Consider the following 27,000-nt stretch of genomic DNA (forward strand, 5'->3'; position numbering starts at 1 on the left):
GCAAGAGGGAGGGGCTTTGTCTTTCAGCCACACCTACACTTCATTCGGGCATCAAGCAGGACTCCCATCATGAGCACCACCCTCATCGTCCCCGGTCTTCACGGCAGCGGCCCGACCCACTGGCAGAGCTGGTTCGAGGGTCTCATCCCCGACGCGGTGCGCGTCGAGCAGAGCGACTGGATCGACCCGCACCTGCCACGCTGGGCGGGTGCCGTGCGGTGCGAGATCGAACGCGCACGCGGCCCGGTGTGGATCGTCGCGCACAGCTTCGGCAGCCTTGCCGCCGCGCACGCGGCCTGGGAGTACCGCGACCGGGTGGCGGGCGCGATGTTCGTGGCGCCGGCTGACCCGGACAAGTTCGGCATCGCCGACACCCTGCCCGACCAGCCCTTCGGTTTCCCGAGCGTGGTGGTGGCCAGTACCAACGACCCCTGGGTGCGCCTCACCAAGGCCGCGCTGTGGGCGGAGCGCTGGGGCAGCCGCTTCGTGAACCTCGGTGCTGCGGGACACATCAACGTCGACTCCGGCCACGGCCCCTGGCCGGAAGGACTGGAGCTGTTCAAGCAGTTGCAGCGCACCCAGTCCGACGTCCCGCTCGGCTCGCTGGATACCGACGCCTTGCGCGTGCCGGTGAGCAAGCCTTTCGACTGGGGCAGCTACCTGCGCGACCGCTGATGCGTATCGCTGACGCACCGATGGCGTTTCGATGGCGTGCTCCGCGGCACCATCATCGGCGCTGCCGGCGTAGGCTGGGCTGAGCAAAGCGACTTGTGCCGAGCTTGCCGAAGCAAGCCCAGCACTCTGCGCAACCTGCCCGCCGCGCCTCCTGATCGCAGCCTGCCCGCAGCCCACACCCCATCCCGGAAAGACCCGCCACGCGCGGGTCTTTTCTTTCCCCGCACCCGCCGCAAACCCCTGCATTCCAAGTAGACGCTTATCAAGCGCGCCGCGATAAGCACAGCAGGATTTCATCGTTCCCCTGTTATGACAGCTCCCCTACAGTGCGCCACACAGTCGCACCGCGGCAGGAATGCGGATCGCATACAACCATATTGACTGAGCGCACCATGAGCATCCTCTTCATTTCCGGCAGCCCCACCGAACAGTCGCGCAGCGCACGCCTGCTGGACGCCGCGCGTGAGCGCATCAGCAAGCAGGGTTTCGCCACCGACTGGATCCAGGTCCGCGACCTGCCGGCGCAGGCGCTGCTGCATGCCGACTTCAAGGACACGGTGCTGAGCGAGGCCATCGGCCGCGTGGAATCCGCGCAGGCCGTCGTGCTGTCGTCGCCGGTCTACAAGGCCGCCTACGCCGGTGTCCTGAAGGCCTTCCTGGACCTGCTGCCGCAGACCGGACTGGCCGGCAAGCTGGTGCTGCCGCTGGCCACCGCGGGCAGCCCGGCGCACACGCTGGCGCTGGATTACTCGCTGCGTCCGGTACTCGCCGCGCTGGGCGCACGCGATGTGGTGGCCGGCGTGTTCGCCGTCGACACCCAGGTGCAATGGTGGCCGGACACCGGCCTGCACCTGGACCCGAACATCGAGGCGCGCCTGGACTCGGCCGTCAGCCACCTCATCGAAGGCCTGCGCCGCGCCGAGCGCGAAGCCCTGCACCAACGCAACCTGGACGCGCCGAAGGTGCCATTCGGCAGCGTGCGCGTCAGCACCTGACACAGCTCACCGCCACTGAGCCGCGTTCATCACCACAGAAGTCCCACACATCCGGATACGGAGAGAAAAAATGCACAACCAGAAAACCCGTCGTCACCTGCTTGCAGGTCTCGTAGCCAGCGCCGCCGCTGCGCTGTTCCCGTTCGCCGCGCAGGCGGACTACAACCCCAAGCTGCTGCGCATCGGCTACCAGAAGTCGGCCAGCACCCTGGTGCTCATCAAGTCGCAAGGCACGCTGGAAAAGCAGCTGGCGCCCAAGGGCATCGAAGTGAAGTGGGTGGAATTCCCCGCCGGCCCGCAGCTGCTGGAAGGCCTGAACGTCGGCTCCATCGACTTCGGCTACGTCGGCGAAGCTCCGCCCATCGTAGCGCAGGCTGCCGGTGCCGAGTTCTACTACGTCGGCTATGAACTGCCAGCGCCGAAGGCCGAGGCCATCCTGGTGCCGAAGGATTCGCCGATCAAGTCGGTGGCCGAGCTGAAGGGCAAGCGCGTCGCGCTGAACAAGGGCTCCAACGTGCACTACCTGCTGGCCAAGGCGCTGGAAAAGAACGGCGTGAAATACAGCGAGATCACCCCGAGCTTCCTCGCGCCCGCCGATGCACGTGCCGCATTTGAAAAAGGTGCGGTCGACGCCTGGGTGATCTGGGACCCCTTCACCGCCGCCGCCGAAAAGCAGATCGGCGCCCGCGTGCTGGTCAATGGCGAAGGCATCGTCAACAACCACCAGTTCTACCTGGCCGAGCGCGAGTTCGCTGCCAAGCGTCCGGACGTCGTGAAGCTGCTGCTCGACGAGAGCAACAAGCAGGCGCAATGGGTGGAAAAGAACATCAAGGCCGCCGCCGCGCAACTGGCTCCGATCCAGGGCCTGCCGGTGGAAGTGCTGGAACTGTCGCTGTCGCGCTACCCCGCCGGCACGCACCCGATCACCGAAGCGGTGCTGGGCGAGCAGCAGAAGATCGCCGACGTCTTCAACGAACTGAAGATCATCCCGAAGGCGATCAAGACGCGCGACGCGCAGGTGCCGAAGCCCTGACCGGCTGAAGCGCGATCAGCACAACACCGGCGCGGCGCAGGTCGCCGTGCCGGTGTCACAACAAGCAGAACGCTAACGATAGCGACATCACTCCCGAGCACATGAAACGCCGCCAGGCCATGCGCAGGCATGCAGCCGCCGGCACGCAAGACCGGAGACCGACATGAAAGTACTGTGGTTCCTGCCCACCCATGGCGACAGCCGCTACCTGGGTACCAGCGAAGGCGCACGTGAAGTGAGCCTGGACTACCTGCGCCAGATCGCGCAGGCCGCCGACAATCTCGGCTACTACGGCGTGCTCACGCCCACCGGCCGCTCCTGCGAAGACCCGTGGGTCACCACGTCCAGCCTCATCGGCGCCACCCGCAACCTGCGCTTCCTGGTCGCGCTGCGTCCCGGTCTCACGCTGCCCAGCATCGCCGCGCGCATGGCCGCAACCTTTGATCGCCTCTCCGGCGGCCGCCTGCTGGTGAATCTCGTCACCGGCGGCGACCCCAACGAACTGGCCGGCGACGGCGTGTTCGGCACGCATGCCGAGCGCTACGAAGCCTCCGCAGAATTCATCCGCATCTGGCGCGAGATCATCGCCCACAGCCACACCAGTGAATCCTTCGACTACGAAGGCAAGCACCTGCAGGTGAAGGGCGCCAAGCTGCTCTACCCGCCGATCCAGCAACCCTACCCACCGGTGTGGTTCGGTGGCTCGTCGGAGGCCGCGCACGAACTCGCCGCAGAGCAGGTGGACACCTACCTGACCTGGGGCGAACCGCCCGAGGAAGTCGCCAAGAAGATCGCAGACGTGCGCGCCCGCGCTGCCGCCCGTGGTCGCAAGATCGAGTTCGGCGTACGCCTGCACGTCATCGTGCGCCCCACCGAACAGGAAGCCTGGGCCGCCGCCGACGAACTCATCAGCCGCCTGGACGACGAGACCGTGTCCCGCGCGCAGGCCGCCTTCGCCAAGATGGATTCCGAAGGCCAGCGCCGCATGGCCGCACTGCACGCCGGTGGTGTGAAGCGCACGCGTGCCGACCTGGAGATCAGCCCCAACCTGTGGGCCGGCGTCGGCCTGGTGCGCGGCGGTGCCGGCACGGCACTGGTCGGCAGCCCGGAACAGGTCGCCGCCAAGCTGCGCGAGTACCAGGCCGCTGGTGCGGACAACTTCATCCTGTCCGGCTACCCGCACCTGGAAGAGGCCTACCGCTTCGCCGAACTGGTGTTCCCGCTGCTGAAGCTGGACCACGGCACGCAGCAGGCCAGCCTGCCGGGCCAGAAGCTGTCCGGCCCCTTCGGCGAAGTGGTGGCCAACCACTTCGTGCCCAAGGCCGCGCCGGCTCCGGCACAGGCCTCCGCAAGCTGAGGTCGCATGCCATGAGCAAACCCTCCTCCGCGATCGCCAGCCGCGCCCTGCCCTGGCTGGTGCCCATCACCCTGCTGGTGGTGTGGCAGCTCGCCGCCAACCTCGGCTGGCTGTCGGTGCGCGTGCTGCCGGCGCCGTACAACATCGCCAAGGCGGCGTGGACGCTGGCCGCCTCCGGCGAGTTGTGGACCCACTTGGTGGTCAGCTCGCGCCGCGCGCTGACCGGCTTCGCCATCGGTGGTGGTGCCGGCCTGCTGCTGGGGCTGGCTACCGGTTCCTTCCGCAAGATCGAGACGCTGCTGGACACCACGCTGCAGATGCTGCGCAACATCCCGCCGCTGGCGCTCATCCCGCTGATCATCCTGTGGTTCGGCATCGACGAGACGGCCAAGGTCTTCCTGGTCTCCATCGGCGTGTTCTTCCCGGTGTATCTCAATACCTTCCACGGCATCCGCTCGGTGGACCCGGCGCTGATCGAGATGGCGAAGAGCTACGGCCTGTCCGGCTGGTCGCTGTATCGCGATGTCATCCTGCCCGGCGCGCTGGCGAACATACTCGTCGGCGTGCGCTTCGCGCTGGGCTTCATGTGGGTGCTGCTGATCGTGGCCGAGACCATCTCCGCCACCGAGGGCATCGGCTACATGACGATGAACGCCCGCGAGTTCCTGCTTACCGACATCGTGCTGGTCGGCATCCTGCTCTACGCCCTGCTCGGCAAGCTGGCCGACGTGGCCGCGCGTGCCCTCGAACGTGCCTGGCTGCGCTGGCACCCCAACTACCAGCCCGGCGCTTGACGTAGGTCGAAAGCGAACTGACATGAACAATCATCCGAACGAGACAGCCGCCGTCGCCGCCAGTACGCCAAGCAATGGCACTGCCCTGCACATCGCCGACGTGGTGAAGCGCTACGGCGAGCGCGAGGTGTTGAAGCAGATCAGCCTCGACATCGCTCCCGGCGAGTTCGTCGCCATCGTCGGTCGCAGCGGCTGCGGCAAGAGCACCCTGCTGCGCCTGATCGCCGCGCTGGAGAGCTTCCAGTCCGGCGTGCTGCACTACGACGGCGAGGCCAGCGACAGCCGACACGACACGCGCATCATGTTCCAGGACTCGCGCCTGCTGCCGTGGAAGCGCGTGCTGGACAACGTGGCGCTCGGCCTGCCGCGCGACGCGAAGGACAACGCGCAGCGCGTGCTGGGCGAAGTCGGCCTGGCCGACCGTGGCCGCGAGTGGCCTACGCGCCTGTCCGGCGGCCAGCGCCAGCGCGTGGCCCTGGCCCGCGCCCTGGTGCACAAGCCGCGCCTGCTGCTGCTGGACGAACCGCTGGGCGCGCTGGACGCGCTGACGCGCATCGAGATGCACACGCTGATCGAGCGCCTGTGGCGCGAGCATGGTTTCACCGCCCTGCTGGTCACCCACGACGTCGGCGAGGCCATCGCGCTGGCCGACCGCGTGGTGCTGATCGACGAAGGCCGCATCACGCTGGACCTGCGCATCGACCTGCCCCGCCCGCGCGCCCGCGGCTCGGCCGCCTTCGCCGCGCTGGAAGAACGCGTGCTGGCCGAAGTGCTGAAGCAGCACGGCGGCGCACCCGCCAGCAATCCGCAGGAGCCCGGCGAAGAGCCGGGTGACCACAGCCTGTGGCGCACCGTCGACCAGGTGCGCTGGGCCGTCTGATCACATTCGAACCGACTGCCCTTCCCATTCCCATTCCCCTCCCCCTCGCCAGACCCACTCAACAAGACAGGAGCAACACCATGAGCATCCAGGCCATCAACGTCCGTAACCAGTTCCGCGGCAAGGTCCGCGAAATCGTCCGTGGCGACGTCGTCAGCGAAGTCGACATCGACACGCCCGCCGGCATCGTCACCTCCGTCATCACCACGCGCTCGGTGGACAACCTCGGCCTCAAGGTCGGCAGCGAAGTGGTGGCCCTGATCAAGTCGACCGAAGTCTCGATCGCCACGCTGTAAGCGCGCAGGCCCTGCACTCCCGACGGGCCCGTCACGTACGGGCCCGTGGTGCTTCCGCGCCCGCAAGGAGGCGCGGCACCCGCATACGTCAACGCGCATGACCGCCACGCGACATCGCTCCGCCTGACGGGCGTAGCATGCGCAATACCCCTGAACGAAGCCACGTCGCCGCAGTCGCATCGTGACGACCGCCCACCCACGCAGCAGGAGCACACGCATGCAGTACCGCAAGCTGGGCCACACCGGCCTGGACGTCAGCATCATCACCCTGGGCACGATGACCTGGGGCCAGCAGAACACCGAGGCCGAAGCGCACAGCCAGATCGACCTGGCGCTGGAAGCCGGCATCAACCTGATCGACACCGCCGAGATGTACCCGGTGCCGCCCATGCCTGAAACGCAGGGCCGCACCGAGGAATACATCGGCGCCTGGCTGGCGAAGGGCGGCCGGCGCGACAAGGCGTTGATCGCCACCAAGGCAGCCGGCCCGTCGCGCCAGAAGCACAACCCCGGCTTCATCCGTGGCGGCAAGGCCCAGCACGACCGCCAGAACCTCACCGAGGCCCTGCACGCCAGCCTGCGTCGCCTGCGCACCGACTACGTCGACCTCTACCAGTTGCACTGGCCGGACCGCACGACCAACACCTTCGGCATGCTGAGCTACCCCTGGGTGGACGACGAATACACGGTGCCCATCCGCGAGACGCTGGAAGTGCTGGCCGACTTCGTGAAGCAGGGACTGGTACGCCACGTCGGCGTGTCCAACGAGACGCCCTGGGGGGTCGCGCAATTCCTGCAACTGGCGAAGGAGCACGACCTGCCGCGCATCGCCAGCATCCAGAATCCCTACAGCCTGCTCAACCGCAGCTACGAGATCGGCCTCGCCGAATTCAGCCACCGTGACGGCCTGGCGCTGCTGGGCTACTCGCCGCTGGGCTTCGGCGTGCTGAGTGGCAAGTATCTCGATGGTGCCAGGCCGGCAGGTGCGCGCCTCACGCTGTTCGACCGCTTCGTGCGCTACACCAACCCGCATGCCCAGGCGGCGACCGCCGAATACGTGGCGCTGGCGCACAAGCACGGCCTCGACCCGTCGCAGATGGCCACCGCATTCGCCCTCAGCCGTCGCTTCATGACCAGCTCGATCATCGGCGCCACCACGCTGGAGCAACTACGCAGCAACATCGCGAGCGTCGACGTCACGCTGGGCGACGAGGTGATTGCCGGCATCAACGCCATCCACGCGCGCTGGTCGAATCCGGTGCAATAGGACACGCGGCACGCCTACACGGACAGGACCAATCCGGCCACCGATGGAATGCCATCCGCATTCCATCGGTGGCCGCCCCGCCCGATCCGTTTGCTCCGCCGGCTCCATCCGACGTGCAGCACGCAGCCCCGGTTACTGGCTCGATCCGTTCGCCAACAACCGCCCAGACATTGCTGCTCTGAATACATCTCCCGTTCGGCCGACCCGGCTTTTCGCGGTCGTCATCGCGCCTCCTGTCGTGCCATTGCGACAGAACGACGCCACCTGTTTCGTGCATTCCTACAGGCGCGTCGGCCCGCAGGACATAGGCATGTAGGCCTCTTCCTACGAACCGTCGAACCCATTTACATGCCCTTCCCGGAGGTGCATTTTTCCCTTGCACATCAATGCGCTGCGCACTGGAACGCTTGTTGCTGGATAAACCTTAGTCGTAGAGGCCACGCAGATGGGCCCGCCGCGACCAACCCCAACAAGGAGCAATAAAAAATGCGCATGCTTCGACCCCTGCTGGCAGTCGTCTCGTCCACGCTGATCAGTGTCGCCCCCCTCACCGCTTCCGCTGCCGCCGTCTCTCTCGGCGCCTTCACCGGCACGTGGATCAACGCCACGCCCGCCGCTGTCGCCAGCAACGCCGGCGCAAGCCTCAACTGGGGCCTGCCTGCCGATGGCTCGACGCAGAGTGGCTACGACTTCCTCGCCGCCGCGGGCGTGAACAACTTCGAGATCCCGCCGTCGCCGGACCCTTTCCTCATCGGCAACTTCGTCCACCGCAACATCGCGGTCTTCGGCGAGTCGCTCAGCAGCGCGCAGTTGCAGCTCACCACCAGCATCTATGTCGATGGCGTATCGATCGGCGAGCGCTCCTTCCTGTTCGGCTTCTCGCACCTGGAGTCGCTCAACGTCAATGGCACCTGCGCCGATGGCGGACAGTCGGGTGCCGGCGTGAATGCGAACGGCTGCGCGGACAATGTGCAGATCAGTTCGTTGAACGCGTCCGACACCTTCGTGATCGACGGTGACGAATGGACGCTGGACCTGCTGGGCTTCAGCCGCAACGGCGGGGCCGACATCGACCTGTCCTACTGGACGATGGAAAACCAGTCGAACACGGCCGGCCTGTACGCCACGGTGTCACGCTCTGGCCCGGTCAGACAGGTGCCGGCACCGGATGGGCTGAGCCTGCTGGGCATCTCCCTGCTGGGCATGACGCTCATCCACAAGCGACGCAGGTAAGAACGGCACGCATCAGCCCCGCCAATGAAAAAACCCGCCGATGGCGGGCTTTTTCATTCTCGTTCTTCGCGTCGGCGTCCGGCTCAGCGGCTCACCACGCTGCGCGCATGCGGCGACAGCCAGTCGCTGTGCGAGCGGAATGCCGTCGTATCAAGGCGGTCGTTCAGCAGCGCCAGGTACCGCTGGCGGGCCATCGGGTTGTAGAAGTGCGGGCGCTCACGTACGCCGCGCACGAACTCCACCGTCGACAGGCCGGCCAGTTTGTCCAGCTCGTGGATGAAGTGGGATTGATCGAAGAACCCTGCATCCAGGGCGCTGCTGCCGGCCGTGCAGTCCGGCTCCAGCGCCAGCTTGCGGGCCACCTGCTGCAGGCGCGCGACGCGGGCGAAGAACTTGGGCGTCACGCCGTAGGTACTGGCGAACATGCGCTCGAAGTGACGCATGCTCCAGCCCGCACCGGCAGCCAGGTCGGCAATGCGCATGCTGGGCGACAGGTACAGCAGGTCCAGCATCAGGTCGAGCCGCGCCTCACCCGGACGCGGCAGCATCGCGGACAGGAAGGCGGACAGGCGCAGGCGACAGGCTTCCAGGTCCACCGCCTCTTCAAGCTGCTCGGCCATCAGCGACGCCGAGCTGCCCCACAGGTCGGCCGCGTCGGTGATGTGATCCTGCAGCTCCGCGAAGCTCGCCGGGCTGAAGTAGCGCAGGCGGCCGGGGCGGAAGCTCACCAGCACCAGGCGCGACGGGCCCGTGGCGGCGAGGTCCAGCACATGATGGCGATTGCACAGCAGGAAGGCGCGGCTGAGGTGGCGATGCTCGGCGCTGTGAACGTCGTCCACCGCCAGCGGCGCGCCGGACACGAAGCAGCACAGCGCACCGGTGCCCGGCAACAGGCGCGGCAGCGGGCCGGCGGCGGTGATCTCCAGCAGCTGGAAGTTGTCGATGAAAGGCGCCAGGACCGGCGGCGGCAGGCAGCGCTGCAAGGAATTGCAGATCGACTGCTCCGGTGCATCCGGCGAATGCGGGTGGGTCGTCGACAAGGTGGCGCCTGCTGGTCAGGGCGTGCATCCGGCGCCAGCGCCGGGCGAACGCGATTGGATCGAAGCACATCGGGCGGCCTGCACTGCCCGCCTGCGGCTTCGCAAATATATAGATATTGGCGATCCGGGTGAAGGACTCTGCCACGACAACGGCCAAACCCTCGGCCATGCAAGCCTTTGTTGCAGCGCGGAAAAACAAAGCCCCGCCATCGTTGGATGGCGGGGCTCGTCAGTTCGGATGCCGGGCACTGCTACGGGACCATGGCAGCAGCACCAAGGCGGCAGGCACCAGGCCGCAGACCCTAGGCCGGCAGGTCCGCGAGATACACCGCGGGCTCGCCTTCGAAGTCGGAGCTGAACAGCACCTGCTTCTCGTCCGGCGTGAAGCCCGGATGCGGGTGGGTGACCTGGCGGTTCTCGCGGTACTCGCGCCACGACGAGTTGTGCGCGGCGATACGCGTGGTGGTCTTCTTCTTCAGGTCGAACAGGTACAGGAAGGGATCGCTCTCGCGCTTGAAGCCTTCGGTGCTGGCCATGTCCTGCGGCGTGCCGGAACCGTCGGCCACGGCCTTGCTGCCGTCGAAGTTGCTCATCAGGTGCGAGCAGGCCGGCATCGGCATGATGACTTCGTTTTGCAGCGTTTCCGGATCGGCCACGCAGATCCAGCGGTCGTGCCCGTCGCGTTGCTTGTAGCTCACGTACATCATCTTCGAGCCATCCGGCACCCAGAACTCGTGCGTGCAACGCTCGCCGTCCTCGTGGTCCTTGATCTTGCGGCGATTCGTACCGTCCTCGTCCACCAGCCACATGCGGGCATCGACGAGGTCCAGCGGACCTTCGTGGCAATAGCCCACGGTGTTGTCGTCGAAGGGGCGGTAGATCGGGTGGCCGGTCCACTTGGCCTGCTCGAACAGCGTGGTGGCCTTGCCCGATTCGATGTCGATCGAGATCAGGCGGCAACGCGGATTGCGCAGGAACTGCTCGCGGAATTCTTCCCAGGTCGCCAGCGCCATCAGGTCGCCATCGACGACCTCGATGCCCACCAGCTTGGTGCAGGCGGAATTCACACCCCAGGTGCCGTAGCCCTTGTAGCCGGCCGGCACGGTGTAGATGACCTGCTCTTCCAGGGTGTCGAGCGCAACGCGACGCAGCTCGCGGCCGCGCTTCACGTAGTACAGGTATTTGTCGTCCGGCGACAGGAAACAGCCGAACGTGTTGTCACCGCTACCCTCGGTGAGCTGGCGCGCGGTCTGCGTGTCCAGGTCCATGAGGTAGCAGTTCCAGTCATTGTCGAACCAGGCACCGAACAACAGCTTGCGGCCGTCGTTGGTGAAACACTTCTGGTAGAAGTAATTGCGGTGGCAGGTGACGTCAGGCGGCGTCAGCCGCGTGACGCGCACGCCAGTGGTCGGGTCGGTGAATTCGTGAAACTTCAGTTGGATCGTGCTGCCTTTTGCCACGGGAATCTTTCTCTGCTCTGTGTTGGCTGCCCGGCTCCGCATCTCGGCTCTGCATCTCGGCATTGGCTTCGAGGCCTCTGCGTCGATGCCAATGCGTCGATATACCTGCTTCGATGCGTCTGCTTCGGCGTGCTTCAGTGTTGCGCTCGACCCTTGCTACAGACTGACACCGTCAGGGTCGCGACGGTGAGGAAGCCCCCGGGGCCGGAGGACGCCAACCCCGGGGCTCCCGGCTCCCACCTACTTCGCGTAGAACCACGTTTGCAGCAGGCTCGGTCCAGGCGTAGGCCAGGACCAACCCGCCGGCATCTTTTCATACACGTTCTTCAGGTTCGTCTTGCGGATGGCGTTGTCACGCGGCGGGCGCACCACACCGATGACTTCGAACTCGTCCGCCGCCAGTTCCAGGATCTGCTTGAAGATCTTGTCGGCTTCGGCCGCGGACTTGGCGGCACGCCATTCTTCGTACAGCGCGATGCGCTTCTTCATCGACGCCGTCGGCTCTTCACCCTGCTTGCCGTTGGAGGCATACCAGCGATACCACAGCACGCTCTGGCGCGACTCCGGGTGCATGGTCAGGAAGCTGCGCGGGTTCTGCGTGGCATCCAGGCCGCCGGGGGCGACGTCGACCGACATGTCGTAGTCATTGTTGTTGGCACGCTCGAAGGTCAGCGAACGTTCGCCGGCGCGGATCACCAGCTCGATGCCGATCTTGCTCCACTGCTTGCGCACCAGCTCCATGGCTTCCAGTTGCTGCTGCAGCTGGATGGCGACGATGGTGTTGATGGCGATGCGGCCGCCGTCCGGATACTGGCGATAGCCGTCCTTGTCACGCGTGGTCAGGCCCAGCTTGTCCAGCATGGCGTTGGCCTTGGCGACGTCGAGCTCCAGGTACTGCTTGCCCATCTTCTCGATGTACCACTTGGACTCCGGCACCGGCCCGGTCTGCCACGGCTGTGCCTGGCCCAGGTAGACGATGTCGGCCACTTCCTTGCGGTCGATACCGTGCGACAGCGCGATGCGGAAGTCCTTCTGCTGCACCAGCTTGCGCAGCTTCGGGTTGGGCGTGCTCAGGTTGACGTACATGCCCACCGAGTTGGCGTTCAGCGAGCTGAGGCTCATCAGCGAGTAGCCACCCTTGACCGCGTTCTCGGCCAGCACCGGACGGTTCTGGATCGGGAAGATGTGGCGGTGCTGGAAGTCCAGGCGGCCACCGATGGAAGCCAGCACCATCGATTCCACTTCGTTGATGATCGGCATGTTCAGCGTGTCGATGTACGGCAGCTGGTTGCCCGCCGTGTCGACCTGCCAGAAGTACGGGTTACGTTGCAGCACCACCTGGGTGGCGGCGCCACCGTAAGGCTGCTGGATCACCCACGGGTCCAGCGTCGGCTTCTCCGGGTTGCCCCAGCGGGTCGGCACTTCGATGTCGCCGCACTTCACGCGGAACAGCGTCGGCCAGTCCTTCACGCTTGCAGCGGTCAGCTGCTCGTTGATCTTCGGGTTGTACTTCGGGTGGAACTGCGAGCAGTACTTCTTCTGGTACATCACCGGGTACTGGCCCAGCGGGTGTGCCAGCGTGTCCAGCAGCGCGGCGTAGGGGCCGGCGAATTTCATGCGCACGGTGTAGTCGTCGACCTTGGTCGTGGTCACCAGCTTGTTGCCCACGACGAAGTTCTCCGGCGGCGTGCCGAGGAATTGCGAGTTGCCGACGATGTCGTTCATCGCGAACAGCACGTCTTCCGCGGTGAAGGGCGTGCCGTCACTCCACTTGGTGCCCTTGCGCAGCTTGAAGGTGTACTCGCTGGCGTCTGCCGACACCGTCCAGCTCTCGGCCAGGTTCGGCACCGTGCCGTTGAAGTCCATGGTCCAGCGCACCAGGCCCTGGTTGCCGACCAGGCGCAGGATGGCGTGGTAATCGTTATTGCCGCGAAGGGCGGAGCGCAGCGTGCCGCCATAGGTGCCGACACGTTCGATCGGCTTCACGACTTCGGGCTTCTCCGGCAGGCGTTGATCTACCGGCGGCAGCTCCTTGGCCTTGACCTTCTGCGCCAGCACGGGCGCTTCATGGTGGGCGTGGGCAAAGGCGGATGCCAGCGCAAGGCTTGCGCCCAGCATCAGCACGTGAGGTTTGCGAAGCATGAATAAGTCTCCTGATAGCCCGTCTCGGTGCAGCGGGGTTTGCGCAGTCTCTGGAAACATCATGGGGGTGTCTTGTAAAAATGCGACATGGCGGCAAGCCCGGATACATGTCGTATCAATAACTCTAGACCACGGGTAAACCCCATGAACACGGGCTTCCAAGCGATTCGCTCCAGACCGCGGCGCAGCAAACCGCGTGCTTCCGGCAGCGTCACCCGGCAGCACCGTTACGAGAAAAGCTGATCCTGATCAGGACAGCGTGCGGCGCAGGTCCGGGCGGTCGTCCTTGTGCGGCGCGTCGTCCTGGAGTTCCTCCGCAGGCACCGCCACCCTGCCCGCCACCGCCATCGGTTTCGCCGATGGCTCGCCCATGTCGTGCGAGGCCTCCGGCAGGAAGCCGCCGGCCTGCCGGCTCCACAGCCGCCAGTAGGCACCGCCCTTCGCCAGCAGGGCGTCGTGCGGCCCGTCCTCCACGATGCGGCCGTTGTCGAACACGAGGATGCGGTCCAGGTGCGCGATGGTCGACAGACGGTGCGCCACCACGATCACCGTCTTGCCGCGCATCACCTCCTCCAGCGTGTCCTGGATCACCTTCTCGGTAATCGAGTCCAGCGCCGAGGTGGCCTCGTCGAGGATCAGCACCGGCGCATCCTTGAGGATCACCCGCGCAATCGCGATGCGCTGGCGCTGGCCGCCGGACAGCTTGATGCCGCGCTCGCCCACCATCGCGTCGTAGCCTTCCTTGATCTGCGCGATAAACTCGTGCGCATGCGCCTTGCGCGCGGCCTCCGCCACCTCCTCGTCGGTCGCGGCGGTGCGGCCGTAGCGGATGTTGTCGCGCAGGCTGCGGTGGAACAGGCTGGGGTCCTGCGGAATCAGCGCGAGCTGCTCGTGCAGGGATTCCTGCGTCATCGCGCGCACGTCCTGCCCGTCGATCAGGATCTGCCCGCCCTGCGGGTCGTACAACCGCAGCAGCAGGCTGACGAAGGTGGACTTGCCGGAGCCCGACAGCCCCACCAGGCCCACGCTCTGCCCCGCCGGGATATGCACATTGAGCTGCTCGAACACGCGCTTGTCCGGCGCGTAGCCGAAGTCCACGTTCTCGAAGCGGATGTCGCCCTGCGTCACCTTCAGCGCCGCCGCGCTGGCGGTGTCCACCAGCTCGTGCGAACGCACGATGGTGTGCACCCCGTTGGCCACGTTGCCGATGTACTCGAAGAATTCCAGGAAGCGGCGGCTCAGGTTGCGCGCCTCGTTGATGATCAGCAGCGACAGGCTCACCGCCATGACGAACTCACCCACGCCGATGAGACCCTTGCCCCACAGCGTCAGCGCGTAATACAGCAAGCCCACCTTGAGGATCGCCGCGGCAGAGAACTGGAACCAGCGCACCCGCTCGTTGTAGCCATTGGAGCGGCGCACCGCCTTCAGCTCGCGCTTCAAGGTCTCGTCCAGGTTCTGGCGCTCGAAGCCCAGGCGCGCGAACAGGCGCGCGCTGGTCAGGTTGGTGACCGAGTCCACCACCACGCCGGTAGTCTCGCTGCGTGCCGACGCCGCGTCGAAGGCGTAGGGCTGCGCACGCTTCGCCAGCCAGAAGGACACGCCGATGAAGCACACAGACCACGCCAGCGCGAACAACCCCAGTTGCAGGTGCGCGCTGAACAGCAGCACCACCGACACGCCGATGACGATGGCTACCGGCCAGAATTCGGTGAGCAGCGACCACAGCGTCTGCACCGTGCCCATCGAGGTCTCGGAGATGCGGTGCGCCAGCGCGCCCGCGAAGTTGTTGCTCAGGTAGCGGTGCGAGTGTTCCTGCAGGTAGTGGTACAGGTGGCGCGTCACGTTCTGGCGCTGCCGCGGCCCCAGGCGGATCTGGATGCCGCCCGCCATGCGGCCGAACACCAGCTCCGCCACCGCGAGACCCATGAACAGCATCAGCGGCCCGTGCAGCGCCTCCACCATCGCCATCGAATGGCCCTGCGCGCCGGTCACCGCCTTCATGATCTTCGACAGCGCGTAGGGAATCAGGATGCCACTGGCCGCGCCCAATGTTTCGCACACGAACATGCCCGCGTACCACCAGCGGAACTGCGCAACGAAGTACAGGATGAAGCGGAAGGGCGTGTCGGGCAGCGCCGGCGTGCCGGGCGCGCGCTGTTCAGGAGTCATGGCGACAGTCTGGCGAAAACGCGCAGCCTTGGTGCCGGAGCAACGACATTGCAGCTCCGCGGGCTGCGTCAGAGGCAGGATCGTGCCACATTCAGTTGCTGCGCGCGGCACCGCCACCCGAAACGCCGCCTGCCGGCGTATCCGCGCCACGCCTTGCGCTGGCCGTGTTGCCGCCCTCGGTGCGCGGCGCGTCGGCCACGCTCTCATGCGCGGCCCCGAGCACGCTTTCCAGCACCTGCAACTGCCAGTCGAAGTACGGGTTCCAGGTCAGCCGCGCGTGGATCTTGCCGTCCTCGCGGTAGCCCCAGTCGGAGTACCACACCTCTTCGCCCGCCTCGCAACGCGGCACCGTGTCCGGCGCCTGCCCGTTCCAGCACAGCCGCAGCGTGCCCGCCTCGCCATACAGCGGGTTGTCCGGCGCGAACAACAGGCCCATATGCGAAAACTGGCTGATGCGCCGCTCCGGCAGCCGGTCCGTGCGCACCAGCACCCGTGGCGGCGCGCGGTCCGTCCCCACGTCGGCCGGCAGGTCGCCGTACCACACCAACCGGCTGGCCGGATGCGTGAAGGATTGCTGGAAAGCCAGCAACGTGAAACCCACGTCCACCACCGAATCGTTCGCCGTCGTCACCAGCAGGGCCGGCCGGTCGAAGGGCTTGTCCGCGAGGCGGCTGCGCACCGCGTAGCTGCTGCGCCAGAACAGCGAGAAACCGTTGGTGGGCGTGATGAGGTAGCGCACCGGCGACTGCTCCGGTCGCCCCGGGTCGCGCTCGCGCAGCCACGGCCGCGCCCAGGCCACCCACGGCGCCAGCCAGTCTATGTCCGTGTCCGAACGGAATGCCGGCGAGAACAGCAGCAGCCCCGCGATGGCATCGTCATCCAGCGCATACTCCGTCACCAGGTTCGCACCGGTGGAGAAGCCCCCCAGCCACACCTGCCCGCCTTGTTGTCCATGCCCATCCAGCTCACGTTTCAACAAGGCCACCTGCGTGCGCACCAGGAAACCGCGCTCCGCCAGTCGCTGGCCCAGGTCATGGAAGGACCAGGGAGAATCCCCCAACCCATGCACCAGCAGGACCCCGCGCGTCGGCGTGGCGGCTGCGCTCGCAGACACCGCCCGCCAGCCCGCCGGCCGCCACTCCTGCGGACTGTTCCACTCCAGCTCCGCCTGCATGTCCTTGCCCTCCTTCGCCAGGAAAGCACGCCGCTGCTCGATCAATGCGCGCGTCTGCGTGCGGTACTCGTCGAAGCTGCTGTACGACGGGCCGGGCGTCGTGCAGGCGGCGAGGCCAAAGGTGGTGAGGACAGTGAAGAGGAAGCGGACGGCGCGCATTCAGGAACACCCAGGTACGCAGGACGAACCGCATTCTGACTGGACGAAGCGGGAAAGGATTCCCGCAGATAGTGTGCGATGGGAAGAACGACTACAACGATGCCAGCAGGCGCTGGATCTGTCCTTGCAGGACCGGCAGATCAACCTCGATGGTTCTCCACACCAATCCAAAATCAACCTTGAAGTAGCCGTGCGCTACACGGTTGCGCATCGTGTGGAGCAGGCTCCAGGGTATGTCGTCATGTTCAGCCGCGAACGCTGGATGATGGCGCTCGATATTGCGCGCCGCCTCGCCGATGACCTCGAAGTTGCGGACAACCGCATCCTGGGTCTTTTCGTCGCAGAGGAATCCGGCCTCGTCCATGTCGCCGATGTAACGCTGGATGCGCTCCACCGCCTCGACGATATGTTGAAGTTAATCAGGGACGCGGAGTGCGTCAGTCCGGCTCATACCGGCTGTGCTTCCGCCAGCACGTGCTGACGGAAATGCTCCGGCAACGCTCCCGGCGTCAGCACATCCACCGGCACGTCGAGCAAGCGCCGCAACGCCAGCTCGATGCGCGCAATGTCCATCAAGGTCGTGTCCGCGGTCGGCTCGACCAGCAGATCCAGATCGCTGCCCTCGGTGTCGTCGCCATGCAGCACAGAACCGAACACGCGCACGCTCGCCACCCGATTGCTCAGTGCAATGGCGCGAACAGCATCGCCATGGTTCTGCAAAGCAACGGAAGGACGCATGAAAAACTCCCGAGGGGATCAGTGCCGGATGATCGGCGAGCCAGGGCAATGCGTCAAATCGCGCACAGCATCCGTAGCCCGGATGCAGGCCACGGCCCGTATCCGGGGCGCGACCTTGTCACGAGACTTCCCGGATTCCGCTTCGCTTCATCCAGGCTACGTCGGGAATGCGGACTCACGCCTGCGCAAACGCCGCCAGCGCCGTCGCCACGTCCTCGGCGCTCACACCCTCCGCCAGCGTCGCCGGCACATCCGCCAAAGCCGCCGCACCATCCGCCTTCAAACGGCCCACCCACTGCCCGGCCTCGCGGCCCTGCTCGAAGCCCTGGCTCTGCAGCAGCAAGCGGCCATCCGCCGCGCTCAGCTTGAAGTAGAACTTGCCGTCGGCCTCGCGGTACTGCTTGAACACCGGCAGCGCGGCGCCGGCATCGGCCTTCTTCTCCACCGCCTTCGCCTCAACCTTGCGGAAGTGACGCAGGCCCACCGCCTCGCGCAGTTCGGCCAGCAGCGGTGCGGCGGTCGCGCGCGCCTTGCGCGCCCCCTCCAGCAGTTCTTCCTCGATCTCTTCCGGCTTCGCCATCAGCTCGTCGTAGCGCGCGCGCATCGGCGCGAGGTCGCGTTCCAGCACTTCCAGGAAGCGCTGCTTCGCTTCACCCCAGGCCAGGCCGGCACGCAGGTCGGCACGGAACTGTTCGCGCTCCGCGGGCTGCGCGAAGGCATCGAACAGCGTCACCAGGTGGCTGTTGTCCGGGTCCTTCGGCTCGCCCGGCAGACGCGAGTCGGTGACGATGCGCGCCACCGCGCTCTTCAATGCCTTGGCACCACCTTCGAACAGCGGAATCGTGTTGTCGTAGCTCTTCGACATCTTGCGGCCGTCCAGCCCCGGCAGCGTCGCCACGCCTTCCTCCACCGCCGCCTCGGGCAGCACGAACAATTCCTTGCCCGCGCCGAACAGGTGGTTGAAGCGCTGCGCCACGTCGCGCGCCATCTCGATGTGCTGGATCTGGTCGCGACCCACCGGCACCTTGTGCGCCTTGAACATCAGGATGTCCGCCGCCATCAGGATCGGGTAGGAATACAGCCCCATCGTCACGCCCGCATCCGGCTCCTCACCCGCCGCCTCGTTCGCATCGGTCGACGCCTTGTAGGCATGCGCGCGGTTCATCAGCCCCTTGCTGGTCACGCAGGTCAGCAGCCAGGTCAGCTCCGGAATCTCCGGGATATCGCTCTGCCGGTAGAACACCACGCGCGACGTATCCAGCCCCGCCGCCAACCAGGTCGCCGCAATCTCCAGCCGCGAACGCTCGATACGCGCCGGGTCATCGCACTTGATCAGCGCGTGGTAGTCGGCGAGAAAGAAGAAACTCTCGACGCCGGGCTGGCGACTCGCCTGGATGGCCGGGCGGATCGCGCCCGCGTAGTTGCCGAGGTGGGGAGTGCCCGTGGTGGTGATGCCGGTGAGGACGCGGTGAGGCATGGTAAGTGAGGTCGGTACGCTGTTATCAGGCAAGGGCAGAGTCTACCTTGGCAATCGCGCTACGATCACACGCTGGCAAACCTCCCTTCACAACTCGGACGTTTGACGATGCGCACACTGATCTGGCTCTTGCTTTCTGCTGCGCTCTGCGGATGCGCAACCACGCCGCCTTCTCCATCAGAAATTCTTCCTGCGCCAGACGCGCAGATTTTCTTCAAAGGCGCCGTACGCTCTTCCACCACAGCAAGAATTATCGTCATACGCGACGGAGGCGTCTTTGGCAGCGCCAACTACATGCATTTCTACGTGAACGAGCAGAAGGCCGCATCTCTGGATCCGCGTCAAAAAATTGAATTAGATCTGCAGGCCGGCGAGTACGCCTTGGGCGTCAAGCCAACAGATCCATTTGGCGTCCATTCTCTTTACTCAATAGATCAGATGCTGCAGGCAGGCCGGACCTACCACTATCGAATCATCTATGACGCTCAGACGGGTGCCCGCATCCAGCGAGTAAGCACCACGCCACGCCAGCCTTGATCACCAAGGGGTCAAATATCCGGGTAACGCTTTTGACAGATGTTATCGGCAGGAGCAAACTAGTCATCAATCTAGTCAGAAGGATATGATCATGCATTCTTGGCCGGTACAAGACGCGAAGGCGCGGTTCAGCGAATTCCTCGATGCCTGTCTTTCGGAGGGTCCGCAGATCGTGACGCGGCGCGGGGCCGAGGCTGCCGTACTGGTGCCGGTGCAGGAGTGGCGCCGATTGCAGGCAGCGGCAAGACCTTCGCTGAAGCAGTTGCTGCTCGCCGACGAAGCACGGGCCGAGGTGATCGTGCCGGCGCGTGGTCGCGCGAAACGGCGGCCGGCCGAGCCGCTGCGGTGAGCGGGCTGTTCCTGCTCGACACCAACGTGGTGTCGGAGCTGCGCAAACCGCGCCCGCACGGCGGTGTGGTGGCCTGGCTGCAGGCGCTGGACGACACGCAGTTGTTCCTGTCAGCGGTCACGCTGGGGGAAATCCAGGCCGGCATTGAGCTGACCCGCGAACAGGACGCTGCCAAGGCAGCCGAGATCGAGGCCTGGTTGGAGTTGCTGGCGGATGCATACAACATACTGCCGTTGGACGCGAAGGCCTTTCGCCAATGGGCGCGACTGATGCATCGCAAGTCCGACACGCTGTACGAAGACGCCATGATCGCGGCCACTGCGCAAGCGCACGGGCTGACCGTCGCGACGCGCAACGTGGCGGATTTCGAGGCGCTGGGGGTTCAGGTTTTCAATCCGTTCTCCGCGACGGCGGCGTAACCACATTTCCCGGGCACGTTCCTGCCCCGCCTTTTGGCTTACCGAAGCCATGGCGACGTTGGGTGTTGGGCTTCGCTGTGCTCAGCCCAACCTACCGCTTCTGTGTGGCATCACGCTGTGGACGTAGGTTGGGTTGAGTGAAGCGAAGCCCAACAGCGGGTGCGCGTTCAAGCACCTTGGCAAAAGGGAAACGCGTCACCTCGACACGAATGTCGCGCGTGGGCTCACCGAGCCCACCCTACGGTGGGTCAGCCCCCTGCCCTTAGCAGACGGGCCGGACTCACCCGCAACTGCCGTAGCAACCACGCCGCGCCCAGCCCGAGGCTTGCGCTGCTGACTAATACCGCCGTCGCGGCGCCGGCCCACAGCAGGCCGGTCATGTCGAGTTGCAGGCGGAAGTGCAGCAGCACGAAAGCCAGCGCGCTGCCGACGAGGATGGCGAACAGCGATGTGAGCACGGCGAGCAGCGCGTATTCCGCCTGCAGGGCGCGGCGGATGGTGGCGATGCGGGCGCCGATGGCGTTGAGCAGGCTGGCTTCGTACACCTGGCGGCTGCGGCTGGCGGCCATGACGCTGGCGAGTACGAGCAGGCTGGCGATGAGGCTGACACCGGCTACGACGGCGAGCCCTGCACTGGCGCGGGCCAGCAGCGTGCGGGCTTCGTCCAGCATGCCGGCGGTGCGCACGCTGACGATGTTGGGCGCGAGTGCGGCGATGCGGTCCTGCGCGGCCATGGCCTCTTGCGCATCGAGATACGCGGCGCCGACGTGGCGGGTGATGAAGGGGTCGAGCACGCCGTCGGAGAACATGGCCTCCAGCCACAGGCGCGCCTGGTAGCGGCGCTGGCTGTAGATGGCGGCGAGCTTCGCTTCCACCGGCGTGCCGAGGATGTCGAATCGCAGCGTGTCGCCGACCTGCAGGCCCAGCTCGTCGGCCTCGCGGTCCTCCATCGCCACCAGCGGCGGGCCGCGGTAGTCGTCCGGCCACCAGGCGCCGCGCGCGATGATGACGTCGTCGAAGTTGCCGGCGCGGGTGGACAGTTTCTGTTCGTCGCGGGCTTCCAGCGCGCGGCCGGCGTCACCGCTGTCGCGCAGCGCCACGCCGTTCACCGCCTGGATGCGGCCGAGCACCAGCGGTGCGAGCTGCAATTGCTGCAGGCTGGGGCTGCGCGCGAGTTCATCGCGCACGATGTCCTGCTGCGCGTTCTGCACGTCGTAAAACACGAGGGCCGGTGCGCGCTCGGGCACGGTCTCGTTCACCGTGCGCAGCAGTGCGGCGACCACCAGCGTGGACGCCACCAGCAGCGTGAGCGCGGAGCCGAGCGACAGCAGCGCGGCACGCAATGGCGCGCCGGGGCGGTGCAGGCTGGCGAGCGCGAGGCGCCAGGTGAAGTCTTCGACAAGCCTTGTGCGCATGAGCGCGCGCGAAGCGCTTTGCAACACACGGACCAACAACTCCAGCAAGCCAAGGACGAGCAGTGTGGCGACGACGAAGCCTGCGCCGAAGCGGCGGTCCGGCATGGCCAGCACCAGCAGCGTGGCGACGCACAGGCCCGCCAGCGCGGTGAGCCACCACCAGCCGCGCGAGGTGCGCGTCACCGCGCCATCCAGCCCGCGGAACAGCGCGGCAGGCGACACCGACAGCGCGCGGCCGAGTGCGGGTAGCGCGAAGGTGAGCGCGGTGAGCACGCCGAACAGCCAGGCGAGCGACAGCGGCGCGACAAGGCCGATCAATGCGGGCGCGAGCGGCAGGCGGTCCGCCGCCATCGCCGCGCCGGCGAGTGCGAGCACACCGCCGAGCAAGGCGCCGACCAAGCTCGCCAATGCCGCGAGCATCAGCAGTTGCAGCAGGTACAGCGCGGCGAGCCGGCCGTCGCGCAGGCCCAGCGCGCGCAGCGTGGCGAGTGTGCCGAGCTTGCCCTGCAGGTAGGCCTGCACGCTGTTGAACACGCCCAGCCCGCCAATGAAGAGCGCGCTGAAACCGATGAGCAGCAGGCCGGAGCCGATCTGCGCCAGCACCTCGGCCACGCGCTCGCTGCGCTGGGAGAAGGTGCGCACGTCCCAGTCGCCTTGCGGGAAGGCGGCGACCAGTTGATCGCGGAAGGCCTCCGGCGGCGTGTCGGTCTTGATGCGGTAGTTGTATTCGACGCGGCTGCCGGGCTGGATGAGGCCGGTAGCGGCGAGCGCGTCGGCGGACAGCAGCACCGGCAGGCCGCTCCAGTCGGCGCGCAGGCTGCGGTCCGGCTGGCGCAGGGTGATGGCGCGCACGGCGAGCGTGGTCTCGCCCAGCGTGACCTCGTCACCCGGCTTCAGGCCAAGGCGTTGCGCGAGGGCACGGTCGATGGCGATGCCCCAGCGGCCGTCGCGCTCGGCCAGGGCGTCACGTAACGGTGCAGGTGGCGACATTTCGACACTGCCGTACAGCGGGTAATGCTCGTCGAAGCTCTGCAGCTCCACCAGTTGCGCGCGCTCGTCGGCGGTAAGCAGCATGCTGCGCAGTTCGACCAGCAAGGACACCTCGCCGCGTGCACGCAGCCAGGCGAGTTCGTCGTCCTGCAGCGGGCGGTCGTGCTGCACTTCCACGTCGCCACCGAAGAGTGCGCGCGCATCCGCCTGCAGGCTGTCACCGACCTGGCGGAACAGGCCGCCTCCGGCCGCCACCAGCGTGACGCCGAGGACGAGGCAGGCGCAGAACACCCACAGGCTGCGGCCACCGCCGCGCAGGTCGCGCCAGGCGAGATCAAGCAGGAAGCGCATGGCCCGGATACCGCACGTGAGTGGAGCGAACGCAAAAGTCGCTGGGCTCTGCCCGGTCCCCGAGCCCGCCGAGGGGCAGGAGCGACGGGTTGGGGGTTGTGTGGCTGAAAGTTGCTTCCGTCCGCAGCGGCGCTCTCCCGCGACGTCCTATCGCTCCGTCATTCCTGCGGAGGCAGGAATCCAGCGTCGTCGGGTTGTACGCGGGAGCGTGGGCCGTGCGACTGGTTGGCGCTGTCATTGGCATGTCCGGGACTCCACCGCGACATCCACATCAGCACCACCGCCCTGCTCCGCCATCGGCTTCCATTCGTGCAGTTGCCCGTCATGCAGGCGCAGCACGCGGTCGCAGCGCGCGGCGAAGTCGAGGTCGTGGGTCACCAGCACCATCGTCGTGCCGATCTCGCGGTTGAGATCCAGCAGCAGTTTTCGCACGCCCTCGCCGGTGTGGTCGTCGAGGTTGCCGGTGGGCTCGTCGGCGAGCAGCAGCTTCGGCTTGTGCACCAGCGCGCGGGCAATCGCCACGCGTTGCTGTTCGCCACCGGAGAGCTGCGCCGGATAGTGATCCAGCCGCGCACCGAGGCCGACGCGTTCCAGCTGGGCGCGGGCACGCGCGGCGGCGTCACGCTGGCCGGCGATCTGCAGCGGCAGCGCCACGTTGTCCAGCGCGGTGAGGCTGGCGACGAGGTGGAAGGACTGGAAGACGATGCCGACGTGATCGCGCCGCAGGTCGGCCAGCGCGTCGCGGTCCAGCGCATCCAGTGGCTGGCCGTCCAGCACGATGCGCCCCGCCGCCGGCCGCTCCAGCCCGGCGAGCAGCAGGAGCAGCGATGTCTTGCCGGAACCGGACGGCCCGGCGATGGCGAGGCTCTGCCCGCGCGGAATGTGGAGGCTCACCTCGCGCAGCACGTCGATGCGTGCCGCGCCCAGGCTGTAGTGCATGGAAACGCCGTGGAGATCGATCATGGTCGGGGGACTGGTCTGGGCACTTGTCTGAAGGCACTTTGGCTCGTGAGGGAGCCGTGTCTGGGTGTTTTCTGAGGGGCGCGGGCATAAGTGCTGCGGCGTTGCGCGGAGTCACGCTCGCACCCTGTGGCGCGTGGTTCGACTCATGGCGGCAAGGCGAGTTCGTGGCCGTACACAGCTTTACATGGCAGCAACATCACGGAATGCGGCGCGGCGGGCATCGGCGCGCATCGGGCGCAGGTGCGAAAGTCGAAAGTCGCTGGATTCCCGCTTTGCGAGCTTCCGGCATACGCCGGAATGCCTGCTTACCCCTCTGCGCGGGAATGACGGGATCGACGGGTAGTGCCTCTTCTGTCGTTCCCGCGCGGTCCCTGAGCGTGTCGAAGGGCGGAACCCGGTGACGTCGATGCTGGAACGTTCGTCCCGAACTTAGCGCTTGCGCGCCAGCAACAACTGCTCTGCCAGATCGGTGACCACCCATTCCTGCACGATGAGGCCGTCGCGGATTTCGCTGGTCACCATATCGCACCAGCGGAGTTTTTTATCGCTGGCCGGGAAGCCCTTGAAGCTGCCGGTCTGCGTGCCGCTCGCGGTGCGCAGCCAGGCGATGCGGTCGCCGGATTCGACGAGGACGTCCACCTCCAGCGTGATGTCGGAGAAGGCATTGCGGATCGCGGTGATGACGCGTCGCACGGCGTCGTGGCCGCCAGCGAGATCACTGCCGGTGAAGTGCGCGACGTAGTCCGGCGAGAAGAATTCATTGATGGCGTCGAGCCGGCCTTCGACGATGAGCGCCTGGTTGGCGGCATGCACGAGCGATGCGGGAGAACGGCTCATGTCGGTCCTCGTCGTGGTGACGCGGTCAGCGCTGCAGGATGAGCTTTCCCGACTCGTGATCGGCGGGCGCCGAGGTGTGCTCGTGCACGATCTTCAACCCGTCGTCATCGCGCTGCACGACCCAGCTCAGGCGGTTGGTCATGGCGCGGATCTTCTCGCCCTTGTCCGTCATCGCGGTGTAGGTCAGGAAGGCGAGCACGGACAGGGCGTCGCCGAACTGGCGGGCCTGCAGTTCGTCCCAGGTGACGACCACGCACTCCGTGGCAGGCAGCGCGGCGAACCATTCCCGCGCCATGCCGGCCCAGGCTTGCGCGTCGCTGTAGCTCCACACACCCCAGGTGTCGAAGATGCAGGCGTCCGGGTGGTAGAGACTGATGAAGGCCTGCACGTCCTTGTCGAGGACGGCACGGGCGTAGGCCTGCAGCAACAACTGTGCAGCTTCGACGGGCGTCTGCATGCTCGTTCCTTCGCTCATTTCTTCACGTTGCTTGCTGGCTTCCTTGCGGTTTTCTTCGCGGCCTTGCTGGCGACATTGAGCGCGACCGCCTCACGCACCAGCGCCTTGAACGCAGCCTCGTCCACCTGCCCGCCTTCGGGGATGTCGATGGCGCGGCGTGCGTTGCCTTCGAGGCTGGCGTTGAACACCTGCGAGGGGTCGGGCAGGGACGCGCCCTTGGCGAAGGTCAGCTTCACTACGCTCTTGTAGGTCTCGCCAGTGCAGAGGATGCCGTCGTGCGACCACACCGGGGTGCCGCCCCACTTCACTTCCTCCACCACCTCGGGGTCGGCTTCGTGGATCAGCTTGCGCATGCGCGCCAGCGTGGTGCCGCGCCAGTCGCCGAGGCTGGCGATCTTCTCCGAGATGAGTTCCGGTGCCGCTGGCCCGGGCGCTGCGTCTGGCTTGCTCATGCGTCGATCCTCCTGTGGGCGCTCCGGCAAGGATGATCCGGCCGGGTTTGACGAGCGCCAAGCCTACGCCACGCAACTTGTATGGCAGCAGGGAGGTTGCTGTCTTACAATTGCGGGGATGCAACTCAGCCGCAACCAGATCCAGCTCTTTTCCCTGATCGCCGTCTCCATGCTCGCCCACGTGACGATGGGCGGCGGTCGCATCACCGCTTCGCTGTTCATGCTGAAGCACAACAATTCCCAGTTGCTGGCCGGCCTGGCCTACAGCGCCTACAGCGTGCTGCCGGTGCTGCTGTCGCTGGCGATGGGCAAGTGGATCGACCGGGTGGGCGCGCGCTACGTGATGCGTGTCAGCCAGGCGCTGATGATCGTCGGCCTGGCCGCCCCCGCCGTGGTGCCGGACGCCTGGGTGGTGATGGTGACCTCTACCATCTGCGGCCTGGGCTTTGCCAGCTACCTGCTGGCGGCCAACGTGGCGGTGAGCCTGATGCCCTTCGAGACGCACGGGGAACGCGTCGGCATGCTGGGCTGGCTGGCGATGGGCAACTCGGTGGCGGCCGTCGGCGGCCCGGCCATCGCCGGACTGATGATCGACTGGTCGGGCTTCCGCGCGGCTTACCTCGCGCTGGCGCTGATCGTCGCGGCCAGCCTGGTGGTGTCGTTCTGCGTCGATGTGCCGGGTGGCGCGGGCGCGCCGCGCAAGGACAAGGCGAACGACGGCCACAGCGTGGTGCGCATGGTGTTCTCCGACCCGGCCCTGCTGCGCATCTACCTGCTGGCGATGGGCATCTCGGTGAGCTTCGACTGCTTCTCCTTCATGACGCCGGTGCTGGGCCACGAGCGCGGCTTCTCGGCCACCACCATCGGCATGATCATGTCCGCCTTCGCGGTGGGCAGCTTCGCGGTGCGCGCGCTGCTGCCGCTGCTGTCGCGGCACATGACGGAATGGCAGATGCTGACCAGCGCCTACGGCATCCTCGCCACCGGCTTCCTGCTGCTGCCCTTCGCGCACAACAGCTATGTGCACGCCAGCATCGGTTTCTTCCTCGGCTTCGCGGCCGGTGCGGGCCAGCCGAACATCCTGAGCCTGATCTACCGCGCCATGCCGCCGGAGAAAGCGGGTGAAGGCGCGGGCCTGCGCTCGGCGATGGGCAACACCATGGGCCTGACGGCGCCGTCGGCCTTCGGCGCGGTGTCCGGCATGTTCGGCGCGGTGCCGGTGTTCATCGGCGTGGGCGGCATTGCCTGCGTGGCAGCCTGGCAGTCGCACCTGGGTGGCTTGCTCAGCCGGCTGGGTGGATCGCCGGCGAAGCCTGGCTGATCGACTGACCGCCACCG

The 27,000-nt window shown here is 66.5% G+C and carries 26 protein-coding genes; 13 read left to right on the plus strand and 13 right to left on the minus strand.

Features of this window, described 5'->3' with window-relative positions; translation table 11 throughout:
* Positions 1-69: 69 nt before the first annotated feature.
* The 9 genes from VVD47_RS04310 to VVD47_RS04350 all read left to right on the plus strand — a co-directional run bounded on the left by VVD47_RS04310 (position 70) and on the right by VVD47_RS04350 (position 8,530).
* Positions 70-675: an RBBP9/YdeN family alpha/beta hydrolase gene (locus VVD47_RS04310; protein ID WP_327602166.1), complete on the plus strand. Its 606-nt coding sequence runs from the start codon at positions 70-72 to the stop codon at positions 673-675.
* 392 nt (positions 676-1,067) lie between these two features.
* A complete protein-coding gene (ssuE, locus tag VVD47_RS04315; protein ID WP_327602167.1) occupies positions 1,068-1,670 on the plus strand; it encodes an NADPH-dependent FMN reductase in 603 nt (200 codons plus the stop codon).
* A 70-nt stretch (positions 1,671-1,740) separates the two neighbouring features.
* A complete protein-coding gene (locus VVD47_RS04320) occupies positions 1,741-2,703 on the plus strand; it encodes a sulfonate ABC transporter substrate-binding protein (RefSeq protein ID WP_327602168.1) in 963 nt (320 codons plus the stop codon).
* A 163-nt stretch (positions 2,704-2,866) separates the two neighbouring features.
* Entirely contained in the window at positions 2,867-4,060 is a 1,194-nt protein-coding gene (gene ssuD / locus VVD47_RS04325) for an FMNH2-dependent alkanesulfonate monooxygenase (protein ID WP_327602169.1), read from the plus strand.
* Between the two features lie 11 nt (positions 4,061-4,071).
* Positions 4,072-4,854, plus strand: coding sequence for an aliphatic sulfonate ABC transporter permease SsuC (ssuC, locus tag VVD47_RS04330; protein ID WP_327602170.1), 783 nt, complete (start codon positions 4,072-4,074; stop codon positions 4,852-4,854).
* Between the two features lie 22 nt (positions 4,855-4,876).
* Positions 4,877-5,734 carry an ATP-binding cassette domain-containing protein gene (locus VVD47_RS04335; RefSeq protein ID WP_327602171.1) on the plus strand — a complete coding sequence of 286 codons (858 nt, stop codon included), beginning with the start codon at positions 4,877-4,879 and terminating at the stop codon, positions 5,732-5,734.
* A gap of 80 nt (positions 5,735-5,814) precedes the next feature.
* The gene (locus VVD47_RS04340) at positions 5,815-6,030 is read left to right on the plus strand and encodes a TOBE domain-containing protein (protein ID WP_327602172.1); all 216 of its coding nucleotides are present in this window, start codon (positions 5,815-5,817) and stop codon (positions 6,028-6,030) included.
* Between the two features lie 217 nt (positions 6,031-6,247).
* Positions 6,248-7,297, plus strand: coding sequence for an NADP(H)-dependent aldo-keto reductase (locus VVD47_RS04345; RefSeq protein WP_327602173.1), 1,050 nt, complete (start codon positions 6,248-6,250; stop codon positions 7,295-7,297).
* Positions 7,298-7,789: 492 nt separating this feature from the next.
* A complete protein-coding gene (locus VVD47_RS04350) occupies positions 7,790-8,530 on the plus strand; it encodes a THxN family PEP-CTERM protein (RefSeq protein WP_327602174.1) in 741 nt (246 codons plus the stop codon).
* An 83-nt stretch (positions 8,531-8,613) separates the two neighbouring features.
* On the opposite strand, the gene VVD47_RS04355 is transcribed toward VVD47_RS04350, so the two are convergent.
* The 8 genes from VVD47_RS04355 to VVD47_RS04390 form a co-directional block, all read right to left on the minus strand.
* Complete coding sequence (locus VVD47_RS04355) at positions 8,614-9,570, minus strand: helix-turn-helix transcriptional regulator (protein ID WP_327602175.1); 957 nt, start codon at positions 9,568-9,570, stop codon at positions 8,614-8,616.
* Between the two features lie 302 nt (positions 9,571-9,872).
* Positions 9,873-11,030, minus strand: a complete 1,158-nt coding sequence (locus VVD47_RS04360; RefSeq protein ID WP_327602176.1) for an oligogalacturonate lyase family protein — start codon at positions 11,028-11,030, stop codon at positions 9,873-9,875.
* A 240-nt stretch (positions 11,031-11,270) separates the two neighbouring features.
* Positions 11,271-13,172 (minus strand): ABC transporter substrate-binding protein, encoded by a 1,902-nt coding sequence (locus VVD47_RS04365; RefSeq protein WP_327602177.1) that lies wholly within the window; start codon positions 13,170-13,172, stop codon positions 11,271-11,273.
* 249 nt (positions 13,173-13,421) lie between these two features.
* Positions 13,422-15,344 carry an ABC transporter ATP-binding protein gene (locus tag VVD47_RS04370; protein ID WP_327602178.1) on the minus strand — a complete coding sequence of 641 codons (1,923 nt, stop codon included), beginning with the start codon at positions 15,342-15,344 and terminating at the stop codon, positions 13,422-13,424.
* A 91-nt stretch (positions 15,345-15,435) separates the two neighbouring features.
* Entirely contained in the window at positions 15,436-16,677 is a 1,242-nt protein-coding gene (locus VVD47_RS04375; RefSeq protein ID WP_327602179.1) for an alpha/beta hydrolase, read from the minus strand.
* 91 nt (positions 16,678-16,768) lie between these two features.
* Positions 16,769-17,071 (minus strand): HepT-like ribonuclease domain-containing protein, encoded by a 303-nt coding sequence (locus tag VVD47_RS04380; RefSeq protein WP_327602180.1) that lies wholly within the window; start codon positions 17,069-17,071, stop codon positions 16,769-16,771.
* Positions 17,072-17,124: 53 nt separating this feature from the next.
* A complete protein-coding gene (locus VVD47_RS04385; RefSeq protein WP_327602181.1) occupies positions 17,125-17,415 on the minus strand; it encodes a nucleotidyltransferase family protein in 291 nt (96 codons plus the stop codon).
* 175 nt (positions 17,416-17,590) lie between these two features.
* Positions 17,591-18,892, minus strand: coding sequence for a tryptophan--tRNA ligase (locus VVD47_RS04390; RefSeq protein WP_327602182.1), 1,302 nt, complete (start codon positions 18,890-18,892; stop codon positions 17,591-17,593).
* A gap of 108 nt (positions 18,893-19,000) precedes the next feature.
* Here VVD47_RS04390 and VVD47_RS04395 point away from each other — a divergent pair, with 108 nt between their 5' ends.
* The 3 genes from VVD47_RS04395 (at position 19,001) to VVD47_RS04405 (ending at position 20,197) form a co-directional block, all read left to right on the plus strand.
* Positions 19,001-19,429, plus strand: coding sequence for a hypothetical protein (locus VVD47_RS04395; RefSeq protein ID WP_327602183.1), 429 nt, complete (start codon positions 19,001-19,003; stop codon positions 19,427-19,429).
* 91 nt (positions 19,430-19,520) lie between these two features.
* Positions 19,521-19,778 carry a type II toxin-antitoxin system Phd/YefM family antitoxin gene (locus VVD47_RS04400; protein ID WP_327602184.1) on the plus strand — a complete coding sequence of 86 codons (258 nt, stop codon included), beginning with the start codon at positions 19,521-19,523 and terminating at the stop codon, positions 19,776-19,778.
* Positions 19,775-20,197, plus strand: coding sequence for a type II toxin-antitoxin system VapC family toxin (locus tag VVD47_RS04405; RefSeq protein WP_327602185.1), 423 nt, complete (start codon positions 19,775-19,777; stop codon positions 20,195-20,197). Before VVD47_RS04400 ends, VVD47_RS04405 begins: the two co-directional genes overlap by 4 nt.
* 248 nt (positions 20,198-20,445) lie before the next feature.
* On the opposite strand, the gene VVD47_RS04410 is transcribed toward VVD47_RS04405, so the two are convergent.
* The 5 genes from VVD47_RS04410 to VVD47_RS04430 form a co-directional block, all read right to left on the minus strand.
* Entirely contained in the window at positions 20,446-22,953 is a 2,508-nt protein-coding gene (locus VVD47_RS04410; RefSeq protein ID WP_327602186.1) for an ABC transporter permease, read from the minus strand.
* A 234-nt stretch (positions 22,954-23,187) separates the two neighbouring features.
* Entirely contained in the window at positions 23,188-23,916 is a 729-nt protein-coding gene (locus VVD47_RS04415) for an ABC transporter ATP-binding protein (RefSeq protein WP_327602187.1), read from the minus strand.
* 429 nt (positions 23,917-24,345) lie between these two features.
* On the minus strand, positions 24,346-24,753 hold the full coding sequence (locus VVD47_RS04420) for an ester cyclase (protein ID WP_327602188.1): 408 nt from the start codon (positions 24,751-24,753) through the stop codon (positions 24,346-24,348).
* Between the two features lie 25 nt (positions 24,754-24,778).
* Positions 24,779-25,210, minus strand: coding sequence for a YybH family protein (locus tag VVD47_RS04425; protein ID WP_327602189.1), 432 nt, complete (start codon positions 25,208-25,210; stop codon positions 24,779-24,781).
* A 14-nt stretch (positions 25,211-25,224) separates the two neighbouring features.
* On the minus strand, positions 25,225-25,662 hold the full coding sequence (locus VVD47_RS04430; protein WP_327602190.1) for a DUF1801 domain-containing protein: 438 nt from the start codon (positions 25,660-25,662) through the stop codon (positions 25,225-25,227).
* Between the two features lie 118 nt (positions 25,663-25,780).
* Between VVD47_RS04430 and VVD47_RS04435 the strand changes: the two genes are divergently transcribed.
* Entirely contained in the window at positions 25,781-26,983 is a 1,203-nt protein-coding gene (locus VVD47_RS04435; protein ID WP_327602191.1) for an MFS transporter, read from the plus strand.
* The last annotated feature ends 17 nt before the right edge of the window (positions 26,984-27,000 follow it).

Origin of the sequence: Uliginosibacterium sp. H1 (assembly GCF_036017065.1) — a bacterium.
Classification (GTDB): Bacteria; Pseudomonadota; Gammaproteobacteria; order Burkholderiales; family Rhodocyclaceae; genus Uliginosibacterium.